This window comes from Cronobacter universalis NCTC 9529, assembly GCF_001277175.1.
Lineage (GTDB): Bacteria > Pseudomonadota > Gammaproteobacteria > Enterobacterales > Enterobacteriaceae > Cronobacter > Cronobacter universalis.
In genome coordinates, this window is the sequence record NZ_CP012257.1 from 742,574 (window position 1) to 762,485 (window position 19,912).

Consider the following 19,912-nt stretch of genomic DNA (forward strand, 5'->3'; position numbering starts at 1 on the left):
GGCGTTAGCTCAGCGCCACTTTGATGCCGAGCGCCAGCAGCATGCCGCCCAGCAGTTTGTCGATCACCTTCTGCGCTTTGGTCAGGCCGCGGCGCACCGGCTGGCTCTGAATCAACAAGACCAGCAGCGGCCACCAGACCAGCGTCAGGGCGACGATAATGCCCGCGTACCAGAGTTTTTCCATCAGGCCGGAATTCACGTTCAGCACCTGGGTGAACATCGCCAGGAAGAACAGCGTGGCTTTGGGGTTCAGCAGGTTACAGAGGTAACCCTGAATAAACGCTTTTTTCAGCGAGGTGCTCTCCTGCGCCACGCCATCGAGCGCCAGGCTGGTGGTGCCGCGCGCCAGCAGCGCATTGATGCCAAGCCACACCAGATACGCCGCGCCGACATATTTCAGCGCGCCGAAAAGCCAGGGCGTAGTGGTGATGACCACCGCGATACCTGCCACGCAGTAAGTCATGTGCGTCACGACGCCAGCGATAACGCCTGCGGCCGTCATCATCGCGGCGCTGCGCGGGTAGCGCGCGGCGTTTTTGATAACCAGAAAGAAATCGGGGCCCGGCGACAGCATGCCCAGCGCCGCAATGGTGGCAACGAAAAGGGTGGTTTCCAGCATGGTCAATCCTCACATCAGCAAGCGCGCACTATAAAGCATTCGGCCTTTTTTGGCATCTGCCGCTCACAGGCGACATCGCGGCTTTACGGGGGTGTAAAGACGAAACGCGTTTGGTTTCAGTCGCATAACGCAGCGGCGGAAAAAGCCGCATCGTGCCCTGCACAGCAGAACAAAAAAAATTCTCTGCCTGGTTCCGGTCGCCAGTCGACTAAAGATTGCGCTTTCCGTATAGTGGCGGCAATTTTTTATACCTGGGAAATTATCAATGATCAGTCTGATTGCGGCTTTAGCGGTGGATCGCGTGATTGGTATGGAAAACGCCATGCCGTGGGACCTCCCTGCCGATCTCGCCTGGTTTAAACGTAACACGCTTAACAAACCGGTTATCATGGGTCGCCTGACCTGGGAATCGATCGGTCGCCCGCTGCCGGGCCGTAAAAATATCGTGCTCAGCAGCCGTCCGGGCGACGATGACCGCGTGGTGTGGGTGCGCTCCGTTGAGGAAGCGTTACAGGCTTGCGGCGATGCCGAAGAAGTGATGGTGATTGGCGGCGGCCGCGTTTACGAGCAGTTCCTGCCGCGCGCGCAGCGTCTTTATCTCACCCATATCGATGCGGAAGTGGAAGGCGATACCCATTTCCCGGATTACGAGCCGGACGAGTGGCAGTCGGTGTTCAGCGAATTCCATGACGCCGATGAGAAGAACTCGCACAGCTACTGTTTCGAGATCCTTGAGCGCCGTTAATCCGCGTTCGGGATGACGGTTAAGTCGAAAAAGCGGATGCGCATGGCGTGTCCGCTTTTTTTATGGGGCTGCGACGGCGGGTGCGCGTTGCTTACCCGCCCTGCGGGGATGGTGGTGAGAAAAGGTAGGGTGGATAAGCGTAGCGCATCCACCTTTTATATGGCGGGTGCGCGTTGCTTACCCGCCCTGCGGGGATGGTGATGAGAAAAGGTAGGGTGGATAAGCGAAGCGCATCCACCTTTTATAGGGCGGCTGCGCGTTGCTTACCCGCCCTGCGGGGATGGTGGTGAAAAAAGGTAGGGTGGATAAGCGAAGCGCATCCACCTTTTATAGGGCGGGTGCGCGTTGCTTACCCGCCCTACGGAATGGTGGTGAGAAAAGGTAGGGTGGATAAGCGAAGCGCATCCACCTTTCTACAGAGAAAATACGGTCAGGACGCGATGGCCGCTTTGTCGTCGTCGCTGTCGGTCTGACGATTAGAGTGCTGCGTGAACACCGCTTTATCTTCCCAGCGCAGGCAGGTCAGCGTACCGCCCCAGCAGCAGCCGGTATCCAGACCGTAGATGTTTTCCGGCGTGCCTTTACCTTCGAGCGACGCCCAGTGCCCGAAGACGATGGCGTACTCCTGCGCCACCGGCCCCGGAATGGCGAACCACGGTTTCAGCGGCGCGGGCGCGCTTTCCGGGCTCTCTTTGCAATACATATCGAGCTGGCCGTTCGGGAAACAATAGCGCATCCGGGTAAAGGCGTTCGAGATAAAGCGCAGGCGCGCAAGGCCCGTCAGCTCCGGCGACCAGTTGTTCGGCATATCGCCGTACATCGCGTCGAGGAACAGCGGATAGCTGTCGCTTGCCAGCACCGCTTCGACATCGCGGGCGCACGCCTGTGCGGTAGCGAGATCCCACTGCGGCGTAATGCCCGCATGGGCCATCACCAGCTTTTTCTCTTCATCCACCTGTAACAGCGGCTGGCGGCGCAGCCAGTTGACAAGCTCGTCGGCGTCCGGCGCTTCAAGCAGCGGCGTGACCCGATCTTTCGGTTTATTGCGACTGATGCCCGCGAAAACCGCCAGCAGATGCAGATCGTGGTTGCCCAGCACCATACGAACGGAATCGCCGAGCGAGCGGACGTAGCGCAGCACTTCCAGCGAGCCGGGACCGCGGGCCACCAGGTCGCCCGTCAGCCACAGCGTATCCTGGCCTGGGGTAAAGTCGACCTGCTGTAACAGCGCGACCAGTTCATCGTAGCAACCATGAACGTCGCCAATCAGATATGTAGACATGGTATTAATGGATCAGTGTGGGAACGGCGAGACGGAAAACCGGGATATCAAGGTGAAAACCGTTGCCCTGATCGTCCACCATCTCATAGTGGCCCTGCATCGTGCCGAACGGCGTTTCAATGACCGCGCCGCTGGTGTACTGGTATTCGCCGCCGGGCTGGATGTGGGGCTGAACCCCTACCACGCCTTCACCCTGGACTTCGGTCTCTTTACCGTTGCCGTTGGTGATAAGCCAGTAGCGGCCCAGCAACTGAACAGGCGTTCGCCCCAGATTGCGGACGGTGACGGTATAGGCAAAGACGAAACGCTCATCCTCCGGTGAAGACTGCGCTTCGATATAAACGCTTTGTACCTGTACGCAAACGCGGGGTGAATCAGCCATGTTTAGCTCTCCTTCGAGGGCGGATTATCAGCTAAATAATTCGCCATCTGGCAATACTGCGCAACAGAAATATTCTCGGCGCGCATAGCCGGGTCGATGCCGAGCGACGTCAGAATCTCAGGGCTGAACACATTGCCGAGGCTGTTGCGAATCGTTTTACGGCGCTGGTTAAACGCTTCGGTGGTGAGGCGGCTTAACAGACGCAGCTCTTTCACCGGATGCGGCGGCGTGGCGTGCGGCACAAGGCGCACTACGGCGGAATCCACTTTGGGCGGCGGCGTAAAGGCGGTGGGCGGCACTTCGAGCACCGGGATCACATTGCAGAAATACTGCGCCATCACGCTTAAGCGGCCATACGCCTTGCTGTTCGGCCCCGCGACCAGACGGTTGACCACCTCTTTTTGCAGCATAAAGTGCATGTCGGCGATCGCATCAGTATAGCTAAACAGATGGAACATCAGCGGGGTCGAGATGTTGTACGGCAGGTTACCAAACACGCGCAGCGGCTGGCCCATTTTCTGCGACAGTTCGCCGAAATCCATGGTCATGGCGTCCTGCTGATAAATGGTCAGCTTCGGGCCGAGGAACGGATGCGTTTGCAGGCGCGCCGCGAGATCGCGGTCCAGCTCGATAACGGTGAGCTGGTCAAGGCGTTCGCCCACCGGCTCGGTTAAGGCGGCAAGGCCCGGGCCGATTTCTACCATCGCCTGGCCTTTTTGTGGGTTGATAGCAGAGACGATGCTGTCTATAACGAACTGATCGTTAAGAAAGTTTTGCCCGAAGCGTTTGCGGGCTAAATGGCCCTGATGGACTCGATTATTCATTGATTCTTACTGTTCACAATCATGCTGATGGCGAGATTAAGCGCCGTAATAAAACTGCCGACGCTGGCGTTTCCGGATCCTGCCAGCTCCAGCGCGGTGCCGTGATCGACCGACGTGCGGATAAAGGGCAGGCCGAGCGTAATGTTCACCGCGCGGCCAAATCCCTGGTATTTTAGCACGGGCAGGCCCTGATCGTGGTACATCGCCAGCACCGCATCGGCGTTTTCGAGGTATTTGGGCTGGAATAGCGTATCGGCGGGCAGCGGACCGGTGAGACGCATCCCTTTCGCGCGCATCTCTTCCAGCACAGGGATAATCGTGTCGATCTCTTCAGTGCCCATATGACCGCCTTCCCCCGCGTGCGGGTTCAGGCCGCAGACCAGCACATGCGGGTTCGCGATACCAAATTTGCTTTGCAGGTCGTGGTGAAGCGTCGTGAGGATATGGCGCAGAAGATCCGGCGTAATGGCGTCCGCCACCGCTTTCAGCGGCAGATGTGTCGTGACCAGGGCGACGCGCAGCGCTTCGGTAGCGAGCATCATCACGACTTTTTCGCTATGACTGCGCGCTTCAAAGAACTCGGTATGACCGGTAAACGGAATGCCTGCGTCGTTGATAATGCCTTTGTGCACCGGGCCGGTGACCAGCGCGTCGAATTCGCCGCTAAGGCAGCCATCGCAGGCGCGCGCCAGGGTTTCCACCACGTAACTGCCGTTCGCCGCATCCAGCGTGCCGGGCACGACAGGCGCTTTTAGCGTAACGGGCAGGATCGTAAGTGTACCTGCCGCCTGAGGGGCGGCAGCTTTATCGGAAGAGTAGGGCAACAGCGTAAGCGGTAAACCGAGCTGCGCCGCCCGCGCGGTGAGTAGCGACGGGTCGGCGCAGACGACCAGTTGCGCAGACCAGTTGTTCTGGGCCAGCGCGACAACCAGGTCGGGGCCAATCCCGGCGGGTTCGCCGGGCGTAATGACCACGCGGGGTGTTTTTACCATCAGTTGCTCAGAATTTTCACGTAGGCGCTGGCGCGTTGTTCCTGCATCCAGGTCGCCGCTTCTTCAGAGAATTTACGGTTAAACAGCATCCGGTAGGCGCGATCTTTCTGCGCCGCGTCGGTGCGGTCAGATTTACGGGTATCGAGCAGTTCGATCAGATGCCAGCCGAAAGAAGAATGTACCGGCGTGCTCATCTGGCCTTTGTTGAGGCTCATCAGCGCATCGCGGAAAGCCGGATCGTAAACGTCCGCCGCCGCCCAGCCGAGATCCCCGCCCTGGTTTGCAGAACCCGGATCCTGAGAGAATTCACGCGCTGCCTGAGCAAACGTGGTTCTACCGCTCTTGATATCAGCGGCGATCTCTTCAAGCTTCTGACGCGCCTGCTGATCGGTCATGATCGGCGACGGTTTCAGCAGAATGTGACGCGCATGCACTTCAGTGACCGACACGGTCTGAGACTGGCCGCGCAGATCGTTCACTTTAATGATGTGGAAGCCAACGCCTGAACGAATCGGGCCAATCACGTCGCCTTTCTTCGCGGTGCTCAGCGCCTGGGCGAATACAGAAGGCAGCTCCTGAATACGGCCCCAGCCCATCTGGCCGCCTTTCAGGGCCTGCTGGTCTGCGGAATAGGTAATCGCAAGCTTACCGAAATCGCCGCCGTTACGCGCCTGATCGATAATCGAACGCGCCTGGGCTTCCGCCTCGCTCACCTGATCGGCGGTCGGGTTTTCCGGCAGCGGGATCAGAATGTGGCTCAGATTCAGCTCGGTGCTGGCGTCGTTCTGATTGCCTACCTGCTCGGCCAGCGTTTCCACTTCCTGCGGCAGAATAGTGACGCGACGGCGCACTTCGTTATTGCGGACTTCAGAGATGATCATCTCTTTGCGGATCTGCGCGCGATAGGTGTTGTAGTTCAGGCCGTCATAGGCCAGACGGCTACGCATCTGATCGAGCGTCATGTTGTTTTGTTTGGCGATGTTAGCGATGGCCTGATCGAGCTGGTCGTCGCTGATCTTAACGCCCATTTTCTGGCCCATCTGCAACATAATCTGATCCATGATCAGACGTTCCAGAATCTGATGACGCAGCGTGCTGTCATCCGGGAGCTGCTGGCCTGCCTGGTTGGCGTTAAGCTTTACCGACTGCATGAGGCCATCAACGTCACTTTCCAGTACCACGCCGTTGTTCACGACGGCTGCAACTTTATCGACAACCTGCGGAGCAGCGAAGCTGGTATTCACCACCAGGGTGATACCGAGAAGCAGCGTTTTCCAGTTCTTCATACCTTTTCCATTTCGTTTAACCGCAAAGCGGAGGATGTTTCAAAATCTGAGCATTACATGGAGCGCTGATACGGCAGAATATTCGAGCGCAGCATCTGCTGAGTGCCGAGGCCGTAGTTGGAGCTCAGGCCGCGCAGCTCAATGTTGAAGCCAATGACCTCGTCGTATTTGCTCTTATCAATATCCCAGCCGTTGAGTTTCCGCTCATAACCGACGCGGATAGCATAACAGCAGGAGTTGTACTGCACGCCGAGCATCTGATCGGCCGCTTCGTTGGCGTTGGTATCATAGTAATACGCGCCCACCACCGACCAGCGATCCACAATCGGCCAGCTCGCCGTCATGCCCACCTGATTAATACCGTCTTTATACTGTTCCGCCGTGGAATACGAAGGCAGCGTCGCCTGAATATACTCCGGGCTTGCGTAACGGTAGTTCAGCTGTACCACGCGATCCTCATCGCGACGGTATTCGATAACGCCGTTGCCGGTGGCAACGTTAGCCAGGCGCGCGTCATACTGTACGCCGCCGCGCAGGCCCCAGCGATCGCTGATGCGCCAGTAGGTGTCGCCCGCCCAGACCATCGAACCCGTATCTTTGTTCTTCTCCCAGTTGATATCGTCATCGCCGGTACGGGACTGGGTGAAGTAGTAGATTTGACCTACAGAAACGTTAAAACGTTCAACGGAGGCATCATCATAAATACGTGACGTGACGCCGGTCGTGACCTGATTGGCGGAGGCGATACGGTCAAGGCCGCCGTAGGTACGATCGCGGAACAGGCCGGAGTAGTCGGACTGCAGCAGCGAGGAGTCATAGTTATTGATCGTGCTTTGATCGCGGTACGGCACGTAGAGATACTGCGCGCGCGGCTCCAGCGTCTGGGTAAAGCCGTCGCCGATAAGATTGGCGTCGCGCTCGAAGACCAGCTTGCCGTCGAGCTTAAACTGCGGCAGGACGCGGTTCACAGAGTCTTCCAGATTGTTCGCCGCTTCGTTATTGCCGCCGCGGTACGCGCGGTAGCGATCGAGATTATCCTGCTGATAATGGGTCGCCAGCAGCTTCGCTTCGGCATTCAGGCTGCCCCAGTCGTTGGAGACCGGCAGACTTATGGTCGGCTCAAGGTGCAGACGCGTGGCTTCCGGCAGGTTTTCATTCACGTTGGTAAAGTGTACCGCCTGAGCATAAAGACGCGTGTCGAACGGCCCGACATCATTCTGATAGAAATTGACGTCAAGTTGCGGCTCGGCGCGGTAGGCGCTGCCCCGGTTAGCATCGAACACCTGGAACTGACGCGCGGAAAGCGTCGCGTCGAAGTTTTCCACCGCATAACCGACGCTGAAGAACTGCGTCGCGTAGCCGTCGGTGCTCGAACCATATTTGGAATCGAAATCGTTGAAGTAGCTGGTGTCGCTGACTTTGGTGTAGTTAACGTTAAAGCGCCACACCTGATCCATTACGCCGCCATGCTGCCAGTAAAACAGCCAGCGATGCTTAGAATCCATCTCCGGATGCTCATCCTGATAGACGTTATCCGACGGCAGATAGTCAAACTCCATCAGGCCCGAACCCGCCTGCGTCAGGTAGCGGAATTCATTCTGCCACTGCACGTTGCCGCGCTTGTGCATATAGTGCGGCGTAATGGTGGCGTCAAAGTTCGGGGCGATGTTCCAGTAGTACGGTAACGAGAACTCGAAGTAGTTGCTTTTGCTGTATTGCGCGTTCGGGATCAGGAAACCTGAGCGGCGCTTGTCGCCGACCGGCAGCTGTAAATAGGGGCTGTAGAACACCGGCACGGGGCCGAGTTTAAAACGAGCGTTCCAGATCTCGGCGACCTGTTCTTCGCGGTCGTGGATCACTTCGCTGCCGACCACGCTCCAGGTATCCGAGCCCGGCAGACAGGAGGTAAAGGAGCCGTTTTCCAGGATGGTGTAGCGGTTTTCACCGCGCTGTTTCATCAGATCCGCTTTGCCGCGGCCCTGACGTCCCACCATCTGATAATCGCCTTCCCAGACGTTCGTATCTTTAGTATTTAAATTCGCCCACGCTTTAGGACCTTTCAGGATGACCTGATTGTCATCATAGTGCACATTACCCAGGGCATCGACCGTGCGCACGGGCTCTGGCTGGCCTTCCGCTTGTTTCTGATGAAGCTGCACTTCATCCGCCTGCAGGCGACTATTACCTTGCTGAATATCCACATTACCGGTAAACACCGCGTCGTCCGGGTAGTTACCTTTAGCGTGATCGGCGTTAATCGTCACCGGCAGCTGGTTAGGTTCGCCCTGCACCAGAGGACGATTATAGGTGGGTATGCCAAGCTTACATTGAGAAGCAAGATCGGCAGCCATGCCTTGTTGGCTGTAAAGGGCTGTGCCAATCATGGTGGCCAGCAAGGTGGGAATACGTTTTTTCATACGAGTTATTCGTGGTTCCATCATCAATGGCTTCGCGTCGGCAAACGGTCAGAGACTAACTTACTCATCACTACAGCGCCAGTGTTATCCTGTCTGCTTTTCTGCCTGCCGGTTAGGCACCGCTTTGAATGGCAGGTATGATAAAGGAATTTCTGGCTGACGGCATGACCATTTGGGGAGTATATGCAGTATTGGGGAAAACTGGTTGGAGGGCTCACCGGGCTGCTGGTCGGCGGTGGAGTCTGGGGCGTCATCCTCGGCCTGGTGATAGGCCATATGATAGACAAAGCGCGCAGCCGCCGTACCGTCTGGTTCACCAGCCAGCAGGAACGTCAGTCGCTCTTCTTCGCCACCACGTTTGAAGTGATGGGACACCTGACCAAATCGAAAGGTCGTGTCACCGAAGCCGATATTCAGGTGGCGACGCAGTTTATGGATCGCATGAACCTGCACGGCGCGTCGCGAGACGCGGCCCGCAACGCGTTTCGCGTTGGCAAGGAGAATGACTATCCGCTGCGCGACAAAATGCGCCAGCTGCGCAGCGTCTGCTTCGGCCGCTTTGATCTGATTAGGATGTTTCTGGAAATTCAGATCCAGACCGCGTTTGCGGACGGTTCGCTGCACCCGAAAGAGCGCGACGTGCTGTACGTGATTGGCGAAGAGCTGGGGATTTCCCGCATGCAGTTCGATCAGTTTCTGCGCATGATGCAGGGCGGCGCGCAGTTCGGCGGCGGCCAGCAATCCTGGCACAACGGCGACACGCAGCAAGCCTCGCGCGGGCCGACGCTGGAAGACGCCTGCAACGTGCTGGGCGTGAAAACGACGGACGACGCCACGACCATCAAGCGCGCTTACCGTAAACAGATGAGTGAACATCACCCTGACAAGCTGGTCGCCAAAGGGCTTCCGCCGCAGATGATGCAAATGGCGCAGCAGAAGGCGCAGGAAATCCAGAAAGCTTACGACATGATCAAGACGGCGAAAGGGTTTCGTTAAAGAAACCTGAGACAAACAAAAAGAGACGCGTCTGCGTCTCTTTTATTTATGGCGTGTGCAAGGGCCGGTTCAGAAATCGGCTGGCGCCCGGAACGTCATCGGCGTGCTGTAGGACGGATGCGTAATCGTCAGTTGCTCAGCGTGCAGCAGCAGACGCGGCGCGCGGGCCAGCGCCTCAGGTGTGGCGTAAAACTTGTCGCCCAGGATCGGGTGGCCGAGCGCCATCATATGCACGCGCAGCTGATGCGAACGCCCGGTGATCGGCCTGAGCAACACGCGGGCGGTGTTATCGTCCGCGTACTCCAGCACCTCATACTCGGTTTGCGCCGCCTTGCCGGTTTCATAGCAGACCTTCTGCTTCGGCCGGTTCGGCCAGTCGCAAATCAGCGGTAAATCCACAACCCCCTGCGCTTTCTCCGGGTGTCCCCAGACGCGCGCCACGTAATGCTTCTTCGGCTCGCGCTCGCGGAACTGCCGTTTAAGCTCCCGCTCGGCGGCTTTAGTGAGCGCCACCGCAATCACCCCGCTGGTGGCCATATCCAGTCGATGCACCGACTCGGCATTCGGGAAATCGCGCTGAATGCGGGTCATCACGCTGTCTTTATGCTCTTCAAGCCGACCAGGCACGGAGAGCAGACCGCTGGGTTTATTCACCACCATGATGTGCTCATCCTGATACAGGATGAGCAGCCACGGGTCTTGCGGCGGGTTGTAGGCGTCCAGCATGTCTCGCTCCGGTTACTGGTGAGTCACTACGATAAGACGCAGCGCATCCAGTCGCCAGCTCGCCTGGTTAAGATTCTCCAGGACCTGCTGACGGTTATGTTCAATCGCCGCCAGTTCGTCGTCGCGAATGTTCGGGTTCACGGCGCGCAGCGCTTCGAGGCGCGACAGCTCGGCGGAGAGTTTATCGTCGGCTTCCTGACGCGCCGCGTCGATAAGCTCGCGCGCCGCTTTCTCCACCTGCGCTTCGCCGCCCTGCAGAATCGCATGGACTTCCTGCTGGACCGCGTTCACCAGCTTGCTGCCGGTATGACGGTTCACCGCGCTGAGCTGGCGGTTGAAGCTTTCAAACTCCACCTGGCCTGCCAGGTTATTGCCGTTTTTATCCAGCAGCATGCGGACCGGCGTCGGCGGCAGGAAGCGGTTAAGCTGCAACTGCTTCGGCGCTTTGGCTTCGACCACGTAAATCAGCTCCAGCAGCAGCGTGCCAACCGGTAAGGCTTTGTTTTTCAGCAGCGAAATGGTGCAACTGCCGGTATCGCCGGAGAGGATCAGATCCAGACCGTTGCGGATAAGCGGGTGCTCCCAGGTAATGAACTGCGCGTCTTCGCGCGACAGCGCCACGTCGCGGTTAAACGTAATGGTGCAGCCATCTTCCGGCAGGCCCGGGAAATCCGGCACCAGCATGTGATCGGACGGCGTCAGCACAATCATATGTTCGCCGCGGTCGTCCTGGTTGATGCCCACGATGTCGAACAGGTTCATGGCGAAATTCACCAGGCCCGTATCGTCATCCTGTGCGGCGATGGCGTCGGCCAGCTGCTGGGCTTTTTCGCCGCCGTTGGAGTGGATCTCCAGCAGGCGGTCGCGGCCCTGCTCAAGCTGCGCTTTCAGTTCATCGTGCTGTTTGCGGCACGCCTGAATCAACTCGTCAAAGCCTTCGGTGTTCTCCGGGGCGGCCAGGTAGCCAATCAGCTGCTCACAGACGCTGTCGTAAATCGCGCGTCCGGTAGGGCAGGTGTGTTCAAACGCGTCCAGGCCTTCGTGATACCAGCGCACCAGCACCGACTGCGCGGTTTTCTCAAGGTACGGCACATGGATCTGGATATCGTGCGCCTGGCCGATACGGTCCAGACGGCCGATACGCTGCTCCAGCAGATCGGGGTTGAACGGCAGATCGAACATCACCAGCTGGCTGGCGAACTGGAAGTTACGGCCCTCGGAGCCGATTTCCGAGCACAGCAGAACCTGCGCGCCGGTATCCTCTTCGGCAAACCACGCTGCGGCGCGGTCGCGCTCGATAATCGACATGCCTTCGTGGAACACGGCGGCGCGGATGCCTTCACGCTCGCGCAGCACCTGCTCCAGTTGCAGCGCGGTGGCCGCTTTAGCGCAGATCACCAGCACTTTCTGCGAGCGGTGGCTGGTCAGATAGCCCATCAGCCACTCCACGCGCGGATCGAAATTCCACCAGGTGCCGCTGTCGCCTTCAAATTCCTGGTAAATCTGCTCCGGGTAGAGCATATCGCGCGCGCGCTCTTCGGCGGACTTACGCGCGCCCATGATGCCGGAGACTTTAATGGCGGTCTGGTACTGGGTCGGCAGCGGCAGCTTAATGGTGTGCAGCTCGCGCGGCGGGAAGCCTTTCACGCCGTTGCGGGTGTTACGGAACAGCACGCGGCTGGTGCCGTGGCGGTCCATCAGCATGGAGACCAGCTCCTGACGCGCGCTTTCAGCGCCGTCGCGATCGCTGTTGGCGGTTTGCAGCAGCGGCTCGATATCCTGTTCGCCAATCAGCTCGCTTAAGGTATTGAGCTGTTCATCGCTCAGATGCGTGCCCGCCAGCAGCAGCGCCACGGCGTCCGCCACCGGGCGATAGTTCTGCTGTTCTTCGACAAACTGTTCGAAATCGTGGAAACGGCTCGGGTCCAGCAAACGCAGACGCGCGAAGTGGCTCTCCATACCGAGCTGTTCCGGCGTCGCGGTCAGCAGCAGCACGCCTGGCACGCGTTCGGCCAGCTGTTCAATCGCCTGATATTCGCGGCTCGGGGCGTCTTCGCTCCAGACCAGGTGATGGGCTTCATCCACCACCAGCAGATCCCACTCGGCGTCGCACAGATGCTCAAGGCGCTGCTTGTTGCGGCGCACGAAATCCAGCGAGCAGATAACCAGCTGTTCGGTATCGAACGGGTTCTCGGATTCATGCTGGGCTTCGGCGTAACGCTCGTCGTCAAACAGCGAAAAGCGCAGGTTGAAGCGGCGCAGCATCTCCACCAGCCACTGGTGTTGCAGCGTTTCCGGCACCACAATCAGCACGCGGTCGGCCGCGCCTGCAAGCAGCTGCTGATGGATGATCATCCCGGCTTCGATGGTTTTGCCGAGGCCCACTTCATCGGCCAGCAGGACGCGCGGCGCGTGGCGGCGGCCCACGTCATTGGCGATATTGAGCTGGTGCGGGATCAGGTTGGTGCGCTGGCCGCGCAGGCCGCTCCACGGCATCCGGTACTGTTCGCTCTGGTATTTGCGGGCGCGAAAGCGCAGGGCGAAGCGGTCCATACGGTCGATCTGACCGGCGAACAGGCGGTCCTGCGGTTTGCTGAACACCAGCTTGCTGTCGAGGAACACTTCGCGCAGCGTGACATTTTCCTCAAGCGTATCCAGACGGGTGCCGATATAAATAAGTAAGCCGTTTTCTTCCTTTACTTCATCCACTTTCAACTGCCAGCCTTCATGGCTGGTCACGGTATCGCCGGGGTTGAACATCACGCGGGTGACCGGGGAGTCATTTCGGGCATACAGACGATTTTCACCGGTAGCCGGGAAAAGCAGCGTCACCATGCGGGCGTCGATCGCCACCACGGTGCCCAGTCCCAGTTCGCTTTCCGTATCGCTGATCCAGCGTTGACCAAGTGTAAAAGGCATATATATCGGCTCTATTCTCTTATCAAATGTGCAGGCAATAGTATGACTCCCGCCTGCGCGCAGGCGGGGTGTCGCAATCAGGGTGATGTGAAAAGGGCGCTATGGTACTGGATGCCAGGACGTTCGTCACGCGTCAAAAAAGCCCCATCTGCCCTGTCATCAGTGTAGCAAAGTCATCCTCCATGAAAGGCAGGATGCCGTCCGCGACGGGCTGTAACTGCTTCGTTAAATAGTGATCGTAGTCCGGCGCGCCCTGCTGATAATCCACCGGTTCCGGGCCGTTCATCGTCCAGACATATTTGATCGTGCCGCGATTCTGGTACTGCGCCGGACGCCCGAGGCGCGCGTTATGCTCATCGGCAAGCCGCGCCGCGCGAACATGCGGCGGCACGTTGCGCTGGTATTCGCTGAGCGGGCGGCGCAGGCGTTTGCGGTAGATCAGTTGATCGTCCAGTTCGCCCGCCATCAGCCGCGCGATAGTGTCGCGAATGTAATCCTGGTACGGCTCGCGGCGAAAAATGCGCAGGTAGAGATTTTGCTGGAACTGCTGCGCCAGCGGCGTCCAGTCGGTGCGGACGGTCTCCAGTCCTTTAAACACCATGCGCTGGCGCTCTCCTTCCTGAATCAGCCCGGCGTAGCGCTTTTTACTGCCCATCTCCGCGCCGCGTATCGTTGGCATCAGGAAGCGGCTGAAGTGGGTCTCGTACTCCAGCTCCAGCGCGCTCTCAAGACCCATGCTCTCTTTCAGGTGACGCTGCCACCAGGCGTTGACGTGCGCAATAAGTCGCTGGCCTATCTCTGCGGCTTCCTCTTCGTTATGCGCCCGCTTAAGCCAGACAAACGTGGAGTCGGTATCGCCGTAAATCACCGTATAGCCCTGCGCCTCGATAAGCGCTTTGGTCTGGCGCATGATCTCATGCCCGCGCATGGTGATCGAGGAGGCGAGGCGCGGATCGTAGAACCGGCACGCGCTGGTGCCGAGCACTCCGTAAAGCGCGTTCATGATGATTTTCAGCGCCTGGGAGAGCGGTTTGTTGCCGAGGCGTTTGGCCTCTTCGCGCCCCTGCCAGATCTGCGTGACGATCTCCGGCAGGCAGTGCGTCTCGCGCGAAAACCAGGCGCCGATAAAGCCTTCCACGCTCGCTGCGGGTTCCGGCGCGCCCAGTCCTTCCACCAGGCCCACCGGATCGATTAAAAAGGTGCGGATAATCGACGGATAAAGGCTTTTATAATCCAGCACCAGCACCGAGTCATACAGGCCGGGCTGCGAATCCATCACATAGCCGCCGGGGCTCGCCTGCGGCGGCACCGCGCCGAGATTTGGCGCGACAAAGCCCGCGCGGTGCATACGCGGAAAATAGAGGTGGCTGAACGCCGCGACCGAGCCGCCGTGGCGATCCACCGGCAGGCCATTCACCGTGGCGCGCTCCAGCAGAAACGGCATGATCTCCGTTTTATGGAAGATGCGGGTCACCAGCTCGCAGTCTTTCAGGTTGTAGGTGGCGAGCGCGGGTTTATCCTCCGCGAAGCGCCGGTCGATTTCATCCATGCGCTGCCACGGGTTGTCGATGGCTTTACCTTCGCCCAGCAGCTCCTGCGATACCGCCTCCAGCGAAAACGACGAAAAATTCCAGAAGGCGGATTTCAGCGCTTCGATGCCGTCGATTATTAAGCGCCCGGCGGCCTGCGCGAAAAAGACGCCGTTTTTAAAACCGTGCTCGCGCCACTCCAGCTCGCTGTTGCCGCGTCCAAGCCGCAAGGGCACGCCGTAGCGCCCGGCATGTTTTTGTAGCATCCGCAGATCGAACTGGATAACGTTCCAGCCGATCAGCACGTCCGGGTCATGCTTTGCAAACCAGGCGTTGAGTTTTTCAATCAGCTGCGGGCGGCTTGCGACATATTCCAGTTCGAAATCAAGACCGCGGGCGTCGCCGTTTTCCGGCCCGAGCATGTAGACCACGCGCGAGCCGCAACCTTCAAGGCCGATGCAGTAAAGCTCGCCGTGGCGGTTGGTTTCGATATCGAGCGACACCCATTTAAGCGGCGGGCGATAGTGCGGGTTTGCTTTCAGGCGTGCGTTAATCAGCCGCTCGCCCTGACGCTCGCCGCTGGCCCACACAGGCGCGGTGATAAAGCGCTCCATCAGGAAGCGTTCCGGCGGGCGAATATCCGCCTCATAGACCGTGACGCCGTTTTCGCGAAGCAGCTTTTCAAGCCGCATCAGCTGGCGGTGCGAGCGGCAGTAAAGGCCGCACACTGCCTGACGCTGAAAATCTTTCAGTGAAAGCGCCGCGAAGCGCGCGTCATTCTCCTGCGCAAGCAGGCTTTCGGCGCGCGCGCGTTCCGCTTCGGGTATAAACGCGACGGACTCCTGCGGCGGCAGGCAAACCCGCAGCGGCCCGGCATCCGTCGCGAGCCAGAATTCGATCTCCGTTCCCTGCGGTGTATCCCGCCAGTGACGGCTTAAAATAAACCCCTGATGCGCTTCAGACACGCGGCGTACTCACGTAAAAAACCAGGCGTGATTATAGCCTGGTTGCGTCTGTTTTGCTGGGGTTTTATACAGGTGCGCGGTGGCACTGTAGCTTGCCCGCAAGCCCGGTAAGCGTCGCGCCACCGGGCGCGGTTTACTGCCCGTAATACGCTTTCGCGCCGTGTTTGCGCAGATAATGTTTATCCAGCAACGTCTGTTGCATCTGCGGCAGCTCCGGGGCGAGCTGGCGGCAGAAGATCCCCATATAGGCCACTTCTTCCAGCACGATCGCGTTATGCACCGCATCCACCGCATCTTTACCCCAGGCGAACGGGCCGTGGGAGTGCACCAGCACGCCCGGCATCTGGGCCGGATCGATATCGCGCTGGCGGAACGTTTCGGCGATCACCACGCCGGTTTCCCACTCATACGCGCCGTTGATCTCGTCATCCGTCATTTTGCGGGTGCAGGGGATCTCACCGTAAAAGTAGTCGGCATGCGTGGTGCCGGTCGCCGGGATCGGCAGCCCCGCCTGCGCCCAGATAGTGGCGTGGCGCGAATGGGTATGCACAATGCCGCCGATCGTCGGGAACTGCTGGTAGAGCAGGCGATGCGTGGGCGTATCGGACGACGGCTTTTTCGTGCCTTCCACCACCTCGCCGGTCTCGATGCTGACCACCACCATATCTTCTGCGGTCATCACGCTGTAATCGACGCCCGAGGGCTTGATAACAAACACGCCGCGCTCGCGGTCAACGGCGCTCACGTTGCCCCAGGTGAGCGTCACCAGATTATGCTTTGGCAGCGCCAGATTGGCTTCCAGCACCTGACGCTTGAGTTCTTCTAACATACCTCTCTCCACGCCGGATGGCGCGTCGCAAGCGAGCCTGCGAAACACAGGCCCGATAAGTGACGCGCCACCGGGCTCCCGGGTTTAACGTTTGAAGCCGTAGTAGACTTCGTTCCAGCGCAGCGCGTCTTTAAACGCGGGCAGGCGGGTCTCGTTGTCGATCACGGCGAGTTCAAGGTCATGCATCTCCGCGAACAGGCGCATATCGTCGAGCGTCAGCGCCTGGCTGAAGACGGTGTGGTGCGCGCCGCCGGCCAGGATCCAGGCTTCAGACGCGGTCGGCAGATCCGGCTGCGCTTTCCACAGCGCGTTGGCCACCGGCAGCTTCGGCAGAGAGTGCGGGGTTTCCACCGCGTCGACGCAGTTCACCAGCAGGCGGAAGCGATCGCCCAGATCGATAAGGCTCGCGTTCACGGCAGGGCCGGTGGTGGTGGAGAAGATCAGGCGCGCCGGATCGGCTTTACCGCCGATGCCGAGGTACTGCACGTCGAGGATCGGTTTTTCCGGCGTGGCGATGGTCGGGCAGACTTCCAGCATATGGGAGCCGAGCACCATGTCGTTGCCGTTCTCGAAGTTGTAGGTGTAGTCCTCCATAAAGGAGGTGCCGCCTTCAAGGCCAGTCGACATCACTTTCATGATGCGCAGCAGCGCGGCGGTTTTCCAGTCGCCTTCGCCCGCAAACCCGTAGCCCTGCTGCATCAGACGCTGTACCGCGAGGCCCGGCAACTGTTTCAGTCCGTGTAAATCTTCAAACGTGGTGGTGAAGGCGTGGAAACCGCCATCCTCCAGGAAGCGCTTCATGCCAAGTTCGATGCGCGCGGCGTCGAGGACGTTCTGGCGCTTGTCGCCGTTAATTTGCGCGGCAGGGGTCAGGCGGTAGCTGCTTTCATATTCGTCCACCAGCGCGTTGATATCGCCTTCGCTGACGTCGTTAACCACCGCCACCAGATCGCCCACGCCCCAGGTGTTGACCGAGAAGCCGAACTTGATCTGCGCGGCGACTTTATCCCCTTCGGTCACGGCGACTTCACGCATGTTGTCGCCAAAGCGCGCCACTTTCAGGTGACGAGTATCCTGTTTCGATACCGCCTGACGCATCCACGCGCCAAGACGCCCCTGAGACTGTTTGTCCTGCCAGTGGCCGGTCACCACGCTGTGTTGTAGACGCATACGCGCGCCGATAAAGCCGAACTCGCGGCCGCCGTGCGCGGTCTGGTTCAGGTTCATAAAGTCCATGTCGATGCTGCCCCACGGGATCTGCGCGTTGAACTGGGTGTGGAATTGCAGCAGCGGTTTATTAAGGATGGAAAGACCGTTGATCCACATCTTGGCCGGCGAGAACGTATGCAGCCAGACCACCAGACCCGCGCATTTATCGTCATAGTTGGCGTCGCGGCAAATGGCGGTGATCTCGTCTGGCGTAGTGCCGAGCGGCTTTAACACCAGTTTGCACGGCAGCTTCGCTTCAGCGTTCAGCGCGTTCACCACCTGTTCGGCATGCTGGTTGACCTGACGCAGCGTTTCAGGGCCGTAAAGGTGCTGGCTGCCAATCACAAACCACACTTCATACTGATCGAAAATTGTCATCATCGTGTCCTTAATGTGTCAGGGCCGCCTGGCCTGCGCGCTCGGCAGACTGCGGGGTAGCGGCTGAAGGGAGATAGTGTTGTTCCGCGCTTTGCGACCATTGCTGGAAGCGGCGGTAGAGTTGTTCGAAGCGCGCGGCGCTCTCCGTCTGCGGTTGTAGCGTGCTTTCAATTCGGCTTGCCATCGCCTGCTGCGCCTGCGGGATATCGGCATGCGCGCCTGCGGCGACCGCGGCGAAAATCGCCGCGCCCAGCGCGCAGCACTGATCGGAGGCGACGATTTGCAGCGGGCGGTTCAGCACGTCGCAGCAGACCTGCATGATCACCGGGTTTTTACGGGCGATGCCGCCGAGCGCCATCACGTTATTCACCGCGATGCCCTGATCGACAAAGCACTCCTGAATGGCGCGCGCGCCAAAGGCGGTGGCGGCGATAAGCCCGCCGAACAGCAGCGGCGCGTCGGTGGCGAGGTTGAGATCGGTAATGACGCCTTTCAGACGCTGGTTGGCGAACGGCGTGCGGCGGCCGTTAAACCAGTCAAGGATCACCGGCAGATGATCGAGCGACGGGTTTTTCGCCCAGGCTTCCGTAAGCGCAGGCAGCAGCTGTTTTTTGCTGGCTTCAATCTGCGGTTTCAGTTCCGGGTGCTGCTTCGCGAGCGTATCCAGCGGCCAGCCGAGCAGACGGCCGAACCAGGCGTAGATATCGCCGAAGGCGGATTGTCCGGCTTCGAGGCCGATGAAATCCGGCACCACGCTGCCATCCACCTGACCACAAATACCTTTCACGGCGCGCTCGCCGACGTCCGCTTTCTCCGCTACCAGGATGTCGCAAGTGGAGGTGCCGATCACTTTCACCAGCGTGTTCGGCTGCGCGCCTGCGCCGACCGCGCCCATATGGCAGTCAAACGCGCCGCCGGAAATCACCACGCTCTCCGGCAGACCGAGGCGCTGCGCCCAGTCGGCGCACAGGTTGCCCACCGGGATGTCGGCGGTGAAAGTGTCGGTGAACATCGGGTAGTCGAGATGCTGGTTAATCAGCGGATCAAGCTCATCGAAGAAGCTTGCCGGCGGCAGGCCGCTCCAGCTTTCATGCCACAGCGATTTATGACCGGCGCTGCAACGGCCGCGGCGAATATCCGCCGGGCGGGTGGTGCCGGAGAGCAGGGCGGGCACCCAGTCGCACAGCTCAATCCACGAGGCGGCGGCCTGCGCCACGGCGCTATCCTGGCGCGTCACATGCAGGATCTTGGCCCAGAACCATTCGCTGGAGTAAATCCCGCCGATGTAGCGCGAATAGTCCGTTTTGCCAGGCGTATGGCACAGGCGGGTGATTGCTTCCGCTTCTTCCACCGAGGTGTGATCTTTCCACAGCACGAACATCGCGTTGGGGTTGTCCGCGAACTCCGGGTTAAGCGCCAGCACGTTGCCGTCGGCGTCAATCGGGGCGGGCGTGGAGCCGGTGCTGTCAACGCCGATGCCGACCACGGCGGCGCGCTGCTCTGGCGAGAGCTCCGCCAGCACGGTTTTTAACGCCGCTTCCATTGATTCAATGTAATCCCGCGGATGATGGCGGAACTGGTTACGGGCCGCGTCGCAATAGCGCCCTTCCTGCCAGCGTGGATACCACTCCACGCTGGTGGCAAGCTCGGCGCCGGTGGTGCAGTCCACCGCCAAAGCCCGAACCGAGTCGCTGCCAAAATCGAGTCCCAGCGCAATAGCCATCTTCATACTCCATGCGATAAACAAACATGGAGAGAACATTAGTTTTACCCCATCAAAAGGGTCAGGGTGGATCCGCTGAACTTATGGACGA

At 59.4% G+C, this 19,912-nt stretch carries 15 protein-coding genes; 2 read left to right on the forward strand and 13 right to left on the reverse strand.

Features of this window, described 5'->3' with window-relative positions:
• Positions 1 to 4: 4 nt before the first annotated feature.
• Entirely contained in the window at positions 5 to 619 is a 615-nt protein-coding gene (locus AFK65_RS03395; RefSeq protein WP_012815261.1) for a LysE family transporter, read from the reverse strand.
• Between the two features lie 265 nt (positions 620 to 884).
• Between AFK65_RS03395 and folA the strand changes: the two genes are divergently transcribed.
• Positions 885 to 1,364, forward strand: a complete 480-nt coding sequence (gene folA, locus AFK65_RS03400) for a type 3 dihydrofolate reductase (protein WP_004386239.1) — start codon at positions 885 to 887, stop codon at positions 1,362 to 1,364.
• Positions 1,365 to 1,794: 430 nt separating this feature from the next.
• On the opposite strand, the gene apaH is transcribed toward folA, so the two are convergent.
• The 6 genes from apaH to lptD are packed head-to-tail and all read right to left on the reverse strand — an operon-like array spanning position 1,795 to position 8,547.
• The gene (gene apaH / locus AFK65_RS03405; protein WP_007703069.1) at positions 1,795 to 2,646 is read right to left on the reverse strand and encodes a bis(5'-nucleosyl)-tetraphosphatase (symmetrical) ApaH; all 852 of its coding nucleotides are present in this window, start codon (positions 2,644 to 2,646) and stop codon (positions 1,795 to 1,797) included.
• A 4-nt stretch (positions 2,647 to 2,650) separates the two neighbouring features.
• Entirely contained in the window at positions 2,651 to 3,028 is a 378-nt protein-coding gene (gene apaG / locus AFK65_RS03410) for a Co2+/Mg2+ efflux protein ApaG (protein WP_004385583.1), read from the reverse strand.
• Positions 3,029 to 3,030: 2 nt separating this feature from the next.
• A complete protein-coding gene (rsmA, locus tag AFK65_RS03415; protein ID WP_007703072.1) occupies positions 3,031 to 3,852 on the reverse strand; it encodes a 16S rRNA (adenine(1518)-N(6)/adenine(1519)-N(6))-dimethyltransferase RsmA in 822 nt (273 codons plus the stop codon).
• A complete protein-coding gene (pdxA, locus tag AFK65_RS03420; protein WP_007703074.1) occupies positions 3,849 to 4,844 on the reverse strand; it encodes a 4-hydroxythreonine-4-phosphate dehydrogenase PdxA in 996 nt (331 codons plus the stop codon). Before pdxA ends, rsmA begins: the two co-directional genes overlap by 4 nt.
• Positions 4,844 to 6,130, reverse strand: coding sequence for a peptidylprolyl isomerase SurA (surA, locus tag AFK65_RS03425; RefSeq protein WP_007703077.1), 1,287 nt, complete (start codon positions 6,128 to 6,130; stop codon positions 4,844 to 4,846). The genes pdxA and surA overlap by 1 nt, the downstream gene beginning before the upstream one ends.
• Positions 6,131 to 6,183: 53 nt before the next feature.
• On the reverse strand, positions 6,184 to 8,547 hold the full coding sequence (gene lptD / locus AFK65_RS03430; RefSeq protein WP_038858059.1) for an LPS assembly protein LptD: 2,364 nt from the start codon (positions 8,545 to 8,547) through the stop codon (positions 6,184 to 6,186).
• 183 nt (positions 8,548 to 8,730) lie between these two features.
• Here lptD and djlA point away from each other — a divergent pair, with 183 nt between their 5' ends.
• Positions 8,731 to 9,543, forward strand: coding sequence for a co-chaperone DjlA (gene djlA / locus AFK65_RS03435; RefSeq protein ID WP_032804270.1), 813 nt, complete (start codon positions 8,731 to 8,733; stop codon positions 9,541 to 9,543).
• 69 nt (positions 9,544 to 9,612) lie between these two features.
• Here the strand turns inward: djlA and rluA are convergent, their stop codons facing one another.
• The 6 genes from rluA to araB form a co-directional block, all read right to left on the reverse strand.
• Positions 9,613 to 10,269: a bifunctional tRNA pseudouridine(32) synthase/23S rRNA pseudouridine(746) synthase RluA gene (gene rluA / locus AFK65_RS03440; protein WP_007703939.1), complete on the reverse strand. Its 657-nt coding sequence runs from the start codon at positions 10,267 to 10,269 to the stop codon at positions 9,613 to 9,615.
• 12 nt (positions 10,270 to 10,281) lie between these two features.
• The gene (gene rapA, locus AFK65_RS03445) at positions 10,282 to 13,188 is read right to left on the reverse strand and encodes an RNA polymerase-associated protein RapA (RefSeq protein ID WP_007703958.1); all 2,907 of its coding nucleotides are present in this window, start codon (positions 13,186 to 13,188) and stop codon (positions 10,282 to 10,284) included.
• A gap of 133 nt (positions 13,189 to 13,321) precedes the next feature.
• Entirely contained in the window at positions 13,322 to 15,682 is a 2,361-nt protein-coding gene (gene polB, locus AFK65_RS03450) for a DNA polymerase II (RefSeq protein ID WP_007704541.1), read from the reverse strand.
• A 133-nt stretch (positions 15,683 to 15,815) separates the two neighbouring features.
• On the reverse strand, positions 15,816 to 16,511 hold the full coding sequence (gene araD, locus AFK65_RS03455) for an L-ribulose-5-phosphate 4-epimerase (protein WP_007704544.1): 696 nt from the start codon (positions 16,509 to 16,511) through the stop codon (positions 15,816 to 15,818).
• 84 nt (positions 16,512 to 16,595) lie between these two features.
• Complete coding sequence (araA, locus tag AFK65_RS03460; protein ID WP_032804272.1) at positions 16,596 to 18,098, reverse strand: L-arabinose isomerase; 1,503 nt, start codon at positions 18,096 to 18,098, stop codon at positions 16,596 to 16,598.
• A 10-nt stretch (positions 18,099 to 18,108) separates the two neighbouring features.
• Positions 18,109 to 19,821 (reverse strand): ribulokinase, encoded by a 1,713-nt coding sequence (gene araB / locus AFK65_RS03465; RefSeq protein WP_038858056.1) that lies wholly within the window; start codon positions 19,819 to 19,821, stop codon positions 18,109 to 18,111.
• Positions 19,822 to 19,912: the final 91 nt, after the last annotated feature.

What these genes read in the sequence shown, in the direction of transcription:
- AFK65_RS03395 (WP_012815261.1), bottom strand. Translation starts at nt 619, where the DNA reads ATGCTGGAAACCACCCTTTTCGTTGCCACCATTGCGGCGCTGGGCATG.
- folA (WP_004386239.1), top strand. Translation starts at nt 885, where the DNA reads ATGATCAGTCTGATTGCGGCTTTAGCGGTGGATCGCGTGATTGGTATG.
- apaH (WP_007703069.1), bottom strand. Translation starts at nt 2,646, where the DNA reads ATGTCTACATATCTGATTGGCGACGTTCATGGTTGCTACGATGAACTG.
- apaG (WP_004385583.1), bottom strand. Translation starts at nt 3,028, where the DNA reads ATGGCTGATTCACCCCGCGTTTGCGTACAGGTACAAAGCGTTTATATC.
- rsmA (WP_007703072.1), bottom strand. Translation starts at nt 3,852, where the DNA reads ATGAATAATCGAGTCCATCAGGGCCATTTAGCCCGCAAACGCTTCGGG.
- pdxA (WP_007703074.1), bottom strand. Translation starts at nt 4,844, where the DNA reads ATGGTAAAAACACCCCGCGTGGTCATTACGCCCGGCGAACCCGCCGGG.
- surA (WP_007703077.1), bottom strand. Translation starts at nt 6,130, where the DNA reads ATGAAGAACTGGAAAACGCTGCTTCTCGGTATCACCCTGGTGGTGAAT.
- lptD (WP_038858059.1), bottom strand. Translation starts at nt 8,547, where the DNA reads ATGAAAAAACGTATTCCCACCTTGCTGGCCACCATGATTGGCACAGCC.
- djlA (WP_032804270.1), top strand. Translation starts at nt 8,731, where the DNA reads ATGCAGTATTGGGGAAAACTGGTTGGAGGGCTCACCGGGCTGCTGGTC.
- rluA (WP_007703939.1), bottom strand. Translation starts at nt 10,269, where the DNA reads ATGCTGGACGCCTACAACCCGCCGCAAGACCCGTGGCTGCTCATCCTG.
- rapA (WP_007703958.1), bottom strand. Translation starts at nt 13,188, where the DNA reads ATGCCTTTTACACTTGGTCAACGCTGGATCAGCGATACGGAAAGCGAA.
- araD (WP_007704544.1), bottom strand. Translation starts at nt 16,511, where the DNA reads ATGTTAGAAGAACTCAAGCGTCAGGTGCTGGAAGCCAATCTGGCGCTG.
- araA (WP_032804272.1), bottom strand. Translation starts at nt 18,098, where the DNA reads ATGACAATTTTCGATCAGTATGAAGTGTGGTTTGTGATTGGCAGCCAG.
- araB (WP_038858056.1), bottom strand. Translation starts at nt 19,821, where the DNA reads ATGGCTATTGCGCTGGGACTCGATTTTGGCAGCGACTCGGTTCGGGCT.